Annotated in this window: 8 protein-coding genes; all 8 read right to left on the bottom strand. The window is 39.3% G+C overall.

The window, feature by feature from the left end:
* Positions 1-316: 316 nt before the first annotated feature.
* The 8 genes from FJR73_RS03535 to FJR73_RS03500 all read right to left on the bottom strand — a co-directional run bounded on the left by FJR73_RS03535 (position 317) and on the right by FJR73_RS03500 (position 9,958).
* On the bottom strand, positions 317-1,120 hold the full coding sequence (locus FJR73_RS03535; protein ID WP_140833364.1) for an ABC transporter ATP-binding protein: 804 nt from the start codon (positions 1,118-1,120) through the stop codon (positions 317-319).
* 12 nt (positions 1,121-1,132) lie between these two features.
* Positions 1,133-2,026, bottom strand: a complete 894-nt coding sequence (locus FJR73_RS03530) for an ABC transporter permease (protein ID WP_140833362.1) — start codon at positions 2,024-2,026, stop codon at positions 1,133-1,135.
* Between the two features lie 11 nt (positions 2,027-2,037).
* On the bottom strand, positions 2,038-3,015 hold the full coding sequence (locus FJR73_RS03525; RefSeq protein WP_061759323.1) for an ABC transporter substrate-binding protein: 978 nt from the start codon (positions 3,013-3,015) through the stop codon (positions 2,038-2,040).
* Between the two features lie 452 nt (positions 3,016-3,467).
* Positions 3,468-4,394, bottom strand: coding sequence for an ATP-binding cassette domain-containing protein (locus FJR73_RS03520; protein WP_140833360.1), 927 nt, complete (start codon positions 4,392-4,394; stop codon positions 3,468-3,470).
* 10 nt (positions 4,395-4,404) lie between these two features.
* Complete coding sequence (locus tag FJR73_RS03515; RefSeq protein ID WP_000159550.1) at positions 4,405-5,472, bottom strand: ABC transporter ATP-binding protein; 1,068 nt, start codon at positions 5,470-5,472, stop codon at positions 4,405-4,407.
* Between the two features lie 8 nt (positions 5,473-5,480).
* Positions 5,481-6,407, bottom strand: a complete 927-nt coding sequence (gene oppC, locus FJR73_RS03510) for an oligopeptide ABC transporter permease OppC (protein ID WP_000103691.1) — start codon at positions 6,405-6,407, stop codon at positions 5,481-5,483.
* On the bottom strand, positions 6,407-7,903 hold the full coding sequence (locus tag FJR73_RS03505) for an ABC transporter permease (protein ID WP_140833358.1): 1,497 nt from the start codon (positions 7,901-7,903) through the stop codon (positions 6,407-6,409). Before FJR73_RS03505 ends, oppC begins: the two co-directional genes overlap by 1 nt.
* A 66-nt stretch (positions 7,904-7,969) precedes the next feature.
* Complete coding sequence (locus FJR73_RS03500; RefSeq protein WP_140833356.1) at positions 7,970-9,958, bottom strand: peptide ABC transporter substrate-binding protein; 1,989 nt, start codon at positions 9,956-9,958, stop codon at positions 7,970-7,972.
* Between the last annotated feature and the right edge of the window lie 165 nt (positions 9,959-10,123).

Here is a 10,123-nt window from a genome sequence, read left to right as displayed (position 1 = left end):
TATAAATTTTTAAGAATTACTTAGAGGGCCCATTCTATTCAATTTCAACTCAAGTATGTTATACACCATTTCATCTACCATTTAACTGATATCTTTTAAGATAATATTCTAAACTATAAACCAGTCCTTTTGTCTTGAGGACTGGTTTTAACAATCGTGAGAACTCCTAGACAGAAACAGATTCTTCCAGATTTCTTTTACCTTGTATCAATTTAAATCAATACTAATGTCATACAGCAATTGACAAGTATCTAGTTAACAATGCTGTGTAAGCCATATTATAAAAGACTGAGACACTGGATCTCAGCCTTTTTCTTTATCCCAAAACCAACTCATCACTGACTAGGCTTTGGCCACTATTTTTCTGGAAGAGATGCATGAGATTTTCAACCGTCAGATGCTTTTTCTCCTCTCCCTTGACATCCACCACTATCTTTCCTTGATAGAGCATAATGAGACGATTTCCGTATTCAATTGCATGGTTCATATCATGGGTAATCATCAAAGTCGTCAACTGATGGTCTTCCACAATCTTTTGCGTCAAGTCCATCACCATTTGACTCGTTTTCGGGTCAAGTGCCGCAGTGTGTTCATCCAAAAGCAAAAGTTTAGGTTTCACCAGAGCTGCCATGACTAGGGTCAAGGCCTGTCTTTGTCCTCCCGAGAGGTATTGAGTATCCACTTTCAAGCGATTTTCAAGGCCAATATTCAACTCTTTCAAGGCTTCTTGGAACTGGATTCTATCCTTCTCCTTCACACCCCAGCCAAGCCCTCTCTTTTGCCCACGTCTCAAGGCAATAGCCATATTCTCCTCAATCGTCAAACGAGAAGCTGTTCCCATCTTAGGATCTTGAAAAACACGAGCGATATCCTTGGCTCTCTTTCTGACACTCAGATTTTTAATGGATTTACCTGCCAATAAAAGGTCCCCTTCATCCACAGATAGATTGCCAGCCAAGATATTCATCAAAGTGGATTTCCCTGCTCCATTTCCACCAATTACAGAGATAAAATCTCCCTCTTCAACCTCTAAATCTAATCCTTTGAGGACATAGTTCTCATTGACCGTCCCTGATTCAAATGTTTTGTGAATATTTTCAAGTGTTAACAAACTTGCCATAACTTTCTCCTCCTATTCATTTCTCAATTTCAGACCACGAATCTTTAATCTCTTTTGCAATTCTGGCGCAAATAAAACCAAGGCTAGCAAGATTGCATTAAAGAGACGAACCAGGTTTTGATCTAGATTTGGAATTTCATAGATATTTAAAATAATCAAACGGTAAACAATAGCACCGATTCCGATGGATAACAAGCGGCCTCCAATGGTCAAGTCGTGTATCAAGACTTCCGCAATAATCACTGCACTCAAACCAACAACGATGGTTCCTGTCCCAGAAGTCACATCTGAAAATCCATCATTTTGGGCAAACAAGGAACCACATAGGGCAATCAAGCCGTTTGAAATCATGTAACCAACAATCTTCATGGTGTCTACATTGACCCCATTTGCCTCACTCATCGGAATATTGTCCCCAGTCGAACGCAAGACCAATCCAATCTCTGTTTTCATCAAAAGAGTCAAGACCAAACAAACAAGTAAGAGACAGGCCGAACTAAATAAGAAAACAGCTTCTTCATTTGACAGCCCTAAGCTTGCCAATTGTTTAAAGACGGTTGCAGAATCTCCCAAGGAAAGATTAGGCACGCTTCCCATGATTTTAATATTGATGGAATAAAGCCCTGTCAAGGTCACAATCCCTGTCAAGAGAGCTGGAATTTTCATCTTGGTGTGGAGCATTCCTGATACTAGACCTGCTACCATACCTGCCAGAAAAGCAAGTAAGGTCGCAATCCAAGGATTTGTCCCTGCCTGTATCTGTGATACAACGACAGCCGCCCCCATAGGAAAGGCTCCTTCAGCAGTCATATCCGCAATATCCAAAATACGGAAAGTCAAGTAGACCCCAATCGCCATAATCGACCATAGCAAACCTTCTGATAAACTAGATAACACAAAATTCATCTTAAATCTCCTTATTCCTTGCTTTCTAACTTGCTAATATCAATTCCCAATGCATCTGCCATTTCTTGATTGGTATGCAATTCCAGTTTTTCAGGCAACTCAACTGCTATATTTTCTGGCTTCTCACCTTTTAAAACACGAACCAGCATGCGAGCTGTCTGGCGTCCCAATTCTTCATAATTGGTACCGTAGTTATACAAGCCACCAACCGCAACCATTTCTGTTGAACCACCAAATACTGGAACCTTGTGCTTAATAGAAACCTGCTTGACTGTTTCCATGGTTGATGAAATGATATTATCCGTTGGTACAAAAACCATATCCACCTCTGCCATCAAGCTTTCTGCAGCAGCCTTGACGTTGTTACTGTCCAAGATTGTTTTTTCAACAACGGTAAAGCCTTTTTCTTCCAAAAGACGCTTAGCTTCATCCTTTTGAACAACTGAGTTTGGCTCGCTCTGAGTATAGAGAATTCCAATCGTTTTAGCTTTTGGCAACACTTTCTTTATCAAATTGATTTGGGTTGAAATGGCATCTGATGACTGGTCGCTTGTCCCAGTTACATTGCCCCCAGGATGCTCTCTTGACTCAACCAACTTGGCACTGACAGGATCTGTTACCGCTGAAAAGATAACCGGTGTCGTTTGCGTTGTATTGGCCAAGCTCTGAGCAGAAGGCGTTGCGATAGCTAGAACGACATCACTAGATTCTGCTAGTTGCTGGGAAATCGTTTTAAGATTTCGTTGTTCTCCCTGGGCATTTTGCAAATCAATCTCAATATTTTCCCCCTCAATATAGCCTTGCTTGGCCAGTTCATCCACAAATCCTTCTCTAGTAGCATCTAAGGACTGGTGGGTAATAAACTGCGAAATACCGATACGAAAAACATCTTTTTTCTTATCTGCCTTCAACTGATGCAAACTGATCAGAGAGGTCAAGAGGATCCCCACTACCAAGAGGGGTGCTAGTAATTTTCGAACAACTTTCATAATGAAACTCCTTCTCAGAAAAGATAAAACAAAAAACCGCCTAGATACTATCTAAACGGATGCTTGAAATAATCTAACAAGTTATAACTTTGCTAGTCCATTTAGATATTCATCTATATGGACCACAATCAAAAATCTTAGCCACATAGATACAAACAAATTGCTTGAACTGTTTGCATCCATGGTGACATGTCTACAAACACTATCTAAAGTAGCTAAAGTAAAAGTTTTGATTCATCGTTACAGCTTGTCTCTTATTCATTTCTTTTTCTGCTTTCTTTTTTGATGTTTCCTATCTTAACACCTTTTTCATCAGCTGTCAAGAATATTTCAGAATTTTTTAAAATTTTCCAAAAATTCTTTCATGATAATTTCAAAGTTTTTTCAAATCAATTCAACAAAAAAGGTTTATAATTTCCATAAAAATTGACATGGAAATTATAAAACCATTCTTAGTTTAGTCCTTTTTGATAACGTGCCAATTCAGCTTGGTTAGCCCAAATATAGTGACCTGGACAGATTTCAACCATAGACGGCTTATCAGTCTCATAGTCGTGTTGACTTGGGTCATAAACCTTCAAGACCTTCTTACGTTCCAAGATTGGATCTGGAATTGGTACCGCTGACAGCAAGGCTTGAGTATATGGATGAATTGGATTGTTAAACAATTCTTCTGTTTCAGCAACCTCTACAATAACACCCTTATAAATAACTGCGATACGGTCTGAAATAAAGCGAACGACCGACAAATCATGGGCGATAAAGAGATAAGTCAAACCAAGTTCTTTTTGGAATTTTTTGAGCAAGTTCAAGACTTGGTCACGCACAGAAACGTCCAAGGCTGAAATGGGCTCATCTGCAATAACAAAATCTGGTTGCATCACCAAGGCACGAGCAATACCAATACGTTGGCGTTGACCACCTGAAAACTCATGAGGGTAACGAGTCAAGTGCTCAGCAAGAAGACCTACTTCACGAATAATATTTTGAACTTTCTCTTTACGTTCTTCTTCATCCTTGAACAGATGATGATTGTAAAGACCTTCAGAAATAATATAATCAACAGTCGCACGTTCATTCAAACTTGCGGCAGGGTCTTGGAAAATCATCTGGATCCGACGAATCAATTCCGCAGCTTGTTCACGCGATTTCTTACCATTAATCTTTTGACCATCAAAAATGATATCTCCATTACTTGTATCATTTAGACCGATGATGGCACGACCAATAGTTGTTTTCCCACTTCCTGATTCACCTACAAGCGAGAAAGTTTCTCCCTTGTTGATAAAGAAGTTAGCATTTTTAACCGCAACAAACTTCTTACTTCCTTCACCGAAGGAAATTTCTAAATCTTTGATTTCTACTAATTTTTCAGACATTTCCTTCCTCCTAGTCTGCCAGATGGGCAAATCCCATTTTTTCACGAATCTTATCATGGAGATTTGCAATCACAGCTGGTTTTTCTACTTTTGGAGCATCCTCATGAAGAAGCCAAGTTTTAGCCCAATGCGTCTCTGATACTGAGAATTGAGGAGCTTTTTGTTCGAAGTCAATCTGCATTGCATAGTCAGAACGCAAGGCAAAAGCATCCCCTTTCAGGTCAGTATAAAGTGACGGAGGTGTTCCTGGGATTGAGTAAAGATCCCCTTTATCATCAGCAAGCTGAGGCAAACTTGACAAGAGACTCCATGTATATGGATGGCGAGGGTCATAGAAGACTTCCTCAACAGTTCCATACTCAACGATTTCTCCTGCATACATCACCGCTACCTTATCCGCAATACTTGCTACCACACCAAGGTCGTGGGTGATAAAGATTGTTGTGAAATGGTACTCGTTTTGTAAAGATTTCAGCAAATCAATAATCTGTGCTTGGATGGTTACATCCAAGGCAGTCGTTGGCTCATCACAGATCAAGACATCAGGTCGGCAGGCAAGGGCAATAGCAATAACGATACGTTGACGCATTCCTCCAGAATATTGGAAGGGGTATTCATCAAAACGTCTATCTGCGTCTGGAATCCCAACCTTATTCATGTAGTCAATGGCCAATTCTTTCGCTTCTTTAGCTGTTTTTCCTTGGTGTTTCACAATAACTTCTGTAATCTGACTACCAATTGTTTTAATCGGGTCCAAACTAGTCATTGGATCTTGGAAGATAGTCGCAATCTTAGCACCACGAATTTGTTCCCAATCCTTGTGAGAAGATAGAGCTGTCAAATCCTGACCACGGTAGTCAATACTTCCTTGAGCAATACGACCATTTTCTTCAAGCATACCTGTGAAAGTCTTTGTCAAAACAGATTTCCCTGATCCTGACTCACCTACCAAGGCTAATACTTCTCCTTCAACTAGTTCAAGGGAAACGCCGCGAATGGCTGTCAATACTTTGTCACGAACGTCAAATTCCACGACAATATCGCGAGCAGTCAAAATTACATTTTTTTCTTTTGTCATTTCTACTCCTATCTATGTGTACGTGGATCACTAGCATCCGCTAAGTTTTGACCAACTACGAAAAGGGACAAGGATACCAAGACAAGAGTTGTCAATGGAATCCAGAACAAGTAAGCATTGGTTGTTACGTTTTGTGAATAATCTGAAATCAAACGACCCAAACTTGGCACTGTAATCGGTAATCCAAGACCGAAGAAAGACAAGAAAGCTTCGTATGAGATAAAGCTTGGAAGCATTTGAGTCATCGTTGTCACAATAACAGATACCAATTGAGGCATGATATTTTTGGCAACAATCTTCAAGGTTGGCGTTCCCAAAGTACGTGACGCCAAGTTGTATTCCAAGTCACGATAACGCAAGATTTGCACACGGATCATGAAGGCAATCCCAATCCATGTTGTTACACTCATGGCAAAAATCAGATTCCAGAATCCAGCTCCGATTGAGTAAGTCAAGACAATGACAATCAAAAGAGATGGGATATTTGAGATGACGTTGTAAACTTCCATCATCACACGGTCTACTGATTTTGAAATTCCCCAAATACCACCGACAAAGACACCGATAACTAAGTTAATCACTGTCGCAATCACAGAAATGAGGATAGAGTTACGAGCTCCGAACCAGACACCGTCAAAGAGAGATTTACCATTACTGTCTGTACCGAACCAATGCTCAGCATTTGGCTTGATATAACGAGCACTAAAGTCGTTTACCTTGCTGACATCATTGAAATCAAACTTAGAAAACATTGGGTAAATGAAACTCATCAAAATGATAGCTACCAAGATTCCCAACATAACTACAGTTGATTTTTTCTTCATAAATTGTCTAAACACTGATCCCCAGTATGAATAAGCTGGCGCATCAATGGCTTCAGAGGCAAAATCGTCACGTTTTACAAACTGAAATTTTTCTTTATCGATTGTAGACATTATTTGCCTCCTTTCTCAGTCAATTTAATACGTGGGTCAATAATAGTCATCCAAATATCTCCTAAAAGAAGGGAGAAGATAGAAATACATGTAAAGATGAAGACAAGACCAACGACCATAGAGTTATTAGATGCTTTTACAGAGTCAATCAACATTTTACCCATACCTGGGAAGGCAAAGACTGTTTCAGTAAGGGTTGCACCACCGATAACCCCGATAACGGCACCAGGAATTCCTGAAACCAGCGGAACCATGGCATTTTTAAAGATGTGTTTGTTTGAAATTTCTTTTTCAGACAAACCTTTTGCACGAGCAAAACGTACAAAGTCTTGTGATTGTAAGTCAATCATGTAACGACGAATCCAAATCGCTGTACCAGGAGCACCCAACAAACCAAGGATCACTGCTGGTAAAACATACGAACGCCAATCTCCAGCACCCAAGATAGGGAATGAATCTGGCAAACCGATTGAAGAACCAGCCAAACGAACGATATAAACCAAGGCAATTGTTGGAAGAGCCATCAAGAAGGTCAAAGCACCTGTTGAGAAGCTATCAATCCAAGTGTTCTTGAAGCGAGCCATAGCTGAACCAAGTGGCACGGCAATCGCATAAGAAATCAGCAAACCAATCAATCCAACGACAGCAGAACTAGCAATCATAGAAGGATATTGGTAGTTACTTTCCGTAGCTGTATAAGGATCATCTTTTCCGTAGTTGGCTACTTCACGAGAGTCAGCCTGACTAGGTGATTTGTAGGTTCTTGAGTAAATATTTACAGAAGAAGTTTTCTTACCTGTTGGGAACTGAACTTGAGCAGTTTTTGTTTGTCCTTGTCCCTGAGTAATAACCTGTAAAACAGGGCTATTAGCATAGGTTGGATAAGAATCCCCTAAATTAATGTTCACAAAATTTTGATGCACAAATGGGAACTGACTGTTGAAGTACAAGAGATATTTGTGTTTAGTTCCTGAACCAACCAAAGACCATCCGATCGCTGGATCGTTTTCAAAACGAAGGTAACGTTTCAAGTCTGGATTTTCAGGGTCTTGAATTTTATTTGTATGATCAATATCAATCAAGTTAGCATAGAATTTGAAAACACGTTCAAAAATTGGAATTTCACGAGTAGCGTAGAATTGGCCACTTTCAGTAAATTCTCCCAAGGTCCAACCATGACCGATTTGTTTGATGTATTTTTCGTAGATAGCCTTGTTGGTGTCATTGGCTTCAACTGTTACAGAAGCATCCATCTGGCTAGCTTTTTCTTGCAACTCTTTGGTATCGTAGTACTCGATATAGCCCATACGCTCATAAACGGTATTCTCATAGTTATCACGTTTATCAGCAGTTGTCGCAATCTTGTTATAGTTGGTATCCTGTTTAAAAATCAATTTTCGAGGAACCATTGTATAGATAATCGTGTAAGTCAAGGTTGTTACTAAGAAGATAGAGACCAATGACCGCAAAACACGCATAAAAATATATTTTTTCATATCATTTCCTTTAAAAATCCCAAAAGAACCTTCTCCTCATGGAGAGAAAGTTCTATTGAACATTATTTACTTCACATGACTTGCCAATTCTTTTTGAGCTTTCTCGTTTGACTCAGTCTTTTCTTTCAACCATTTTTCACGAGCTTTTTCATACTCTTCTTTGGTGATTGCTTTTTCACCAACTTCAGTATACTTCAAGTATCCTGCATTTTCACCTTTAAGACCAGCTACAGAATATGAAGAACTAAATGGTAGAACCTTTGAAACAAATGAAACGGCTGTTTCTTTAGGAGAAGCCATTACTGGAATTGTCAAAGCATTATCAGTCAACCAAGCTTGTGCTACTGCGTATTTTTCATAACGTTTTTGAACATCCTGGTTTTCGCTGTTTGCGTCATCAAGTAATTTGCCATAGTCAGCTAAACCAAGTTTGCTCACTACTGATGCATCAGTGTTTTGGTCGATACCAAGGTAAAGACGAGTGTTTCCTCCCTTAATGACGAACTGATCCAAGAAAGTAGACGGATCTTGATAATCAGGGTTCCATCCTGACAAGGTATGGATATCCCAGTCTTGCTCTTTAGCTGTCGGAGCGCTAAATGAAATTGGTAAAGCTTCTGCTTGAGTCATTTGTTGCAAGTCTACAACAACATTATCTGAACCCAATACTTTTTCAATTGATTGTTTCAATGATTGAACACGATTTACAACCGCTGTTGATTCTTGGATAACCAAGGCATCCAAGTGGATTGGGAATTCAACACCTTCAGCTTGTAGGCTTGATTTTGCTTTAGCAAAGACTTCTTTCGCTTTTTCTTCATTGTAAAGGCCATTTTGAGAATCAGCTAGAGACACGTTTGACCAAGTTGAAGAATTTGTCTTAGCCAAGCTTTCTTGTACCAACTCACCAAATGCTTTCTTACCAACTTGAAGATTATAAGGTGCAAACGTATTACGGATGGCTACTGCAGCTCCATCAGTACCATTTGTTTGAGCTGAATAAGAATTGCGATCGACCGCAAAGTTCAAGGCTTGACGGAATTCCTTGTTTAGCAATGCTTTCTTAGCAGATGTCTTTTGGGCATCACTTGTTTTGGCTGTGTGGTTATACGTTGTACGACCATAGTTCAAGCTGACAGTTGCAACACCTGCACCTGGTTCATTAAAGTAAATGTTATCTTTGAAGTCAGCTGCATATTTTTCATATGTAGAACTTGTAGGGAAGATACGCGCCTTGCTATATTGACCATCGGCAAAACCTTTAGCAATCACATCTTGGTCCTTACCATCCCAGAAAGTGAACTTAACGTTCTCAATTTTTACATTTTCTTTGTCCCAGTAAGCGTCATTTTTAGCCATCTCGATAGATGATTTAGGAGTTACAGCTTTCAAGACAAATGGACCGTTATAAAGAATAGAGTTAGCATCTGTTGGGGCACCAAAACCTTCCCCTTTTGAAGCTAAGAATTCTGCATTAACCGGCATCATGACACCACTAGTTGTCTTGTCATTCCAGAAAGTTTCTGGCTGGTTCAAGGTATACTCTAGTGTTTGGTCATCAAGTGCTTTTACTCCAACGGTTGAAAAATCACTTGTTTCACCCTTGATATAGGCTTCTAATCCCTTAATAGAAGAGCTAACGATTGAAAGTCCTTTTGATTTCCCATCTACCGCATGTTTCAAACCAGTAACGAAGTCTTTAGCAGTTACAGGAGCGTATTCTTCTCCCTCTGCAGTTACCCATTTAGCATCCTTACGGATTTTATAGGTATAAGTCAAACCATCTTTTGAAACTGTCCATGATTCAGCGATAGAAGGAACCAGATTACCATATTTATCGTTAGCCAACAAACCATCTACGGCATTTGTGGTGATGAATGATGTTGAATCGATATTGCTAACGATATAATCCAAGGTTTCTGGATCTGTTTGATAAACATATTGGTAATCTTTTGCTAATTTCGCATTATTTGAACTAGTGTTTGAACACGCAGCTAGAACTCCTGATGCTAATAAGGTAGCCCCCGCTACAGCAAGCACTTGACTTTTTTTCATTTATTTACTCCTCTTATAAAGTATAGATTATTATTGATTATACCATATATTTTAAGATATTTCAAGAAAAGTAAACGAATTTTCAGAATATTTAGGCTTATTGATACAAAAAATCTGAAAAAGCTATTGACTGAAAATCATTTTCAAGGTATAATAATAAACGTT

Origin of the sequence: Streptococcus sp. D2, from assembly GCF_006385825.1 — a bacterium.
In the GTDB taxonomy this organism is placed as follows: domain Bacteria; phylum Bacillota; class Bacilli; order Lactobacillales; family Streptococcaceae; genus Streptococcus; species Streptococcus shenyangsis.
The sequence above is the reverse complement of the archived record's forward strand: the minus strand, read 5'-3'. Positions and strand labels throughout refer to the sequence as shown.

Excerpts from the sequence above, each read along its gene's own strand:
- FJR73_RS03535 (WP_140833364.1), bottom strand. The coding sequence starts at position 1,120 with ATGGCAAGTTTGTTAACACTTGAAAATATTCACAAAACATTTGAATCA.
- FJR73_RS03530 (WP_140833362.1), bottom strand. The coding sequence starts at position 2,026 with ATGAATTTTGTGTTATCTAGTTTATCAGAAGGTTTGCTATGGTCGATT.
- FJR73_RS03525 (WP_061759323.1), bottom strand. The coding sequence starts at position 3,015 with ATGAAAGTTGTTCGAAAATTACTAGCACCCCTCTTGGTAGTGGGGATC.
- FJR73_RS03520 (WP_140833360.1), bottom strand. The coding sequence starts at position 4,394 with ATGTCTGAAAAATTAGTAGAAATCAAAGATTTAGAAATTTCCTTCGGT.
- FJR73_RS03515 (WP_000159550.1), bottom strand. The coding sequence starts at position 5,472 with ATGACAAAAGAAAAAAATGTAATTTTGACTGCTCGCGATATTGTCGTG.
- oppC (WP_000103691.1), bottom strand. The coding sequence starts at position 6,407 with ATGTCTACAATCGATAAAGAAAAATTTCAGTTTGTAAAACGTGACGAT.
- FJR73_RS03505 (WP_140833358.1), bottom strand. The coding sequence starts at position 7,903 with ATGAAAAAATATATTTTTATGCGTGTTTTGCGGTCATTGGTCTCTATC.
- FJR73_RS03500 (WP_140833356.1), bottom strand. The coding sequence starts at position 9,958 with ATGAAAAAAAGTCAAGTGCTTGCTGTAGCGGGGGCTACCTTATTAGCA.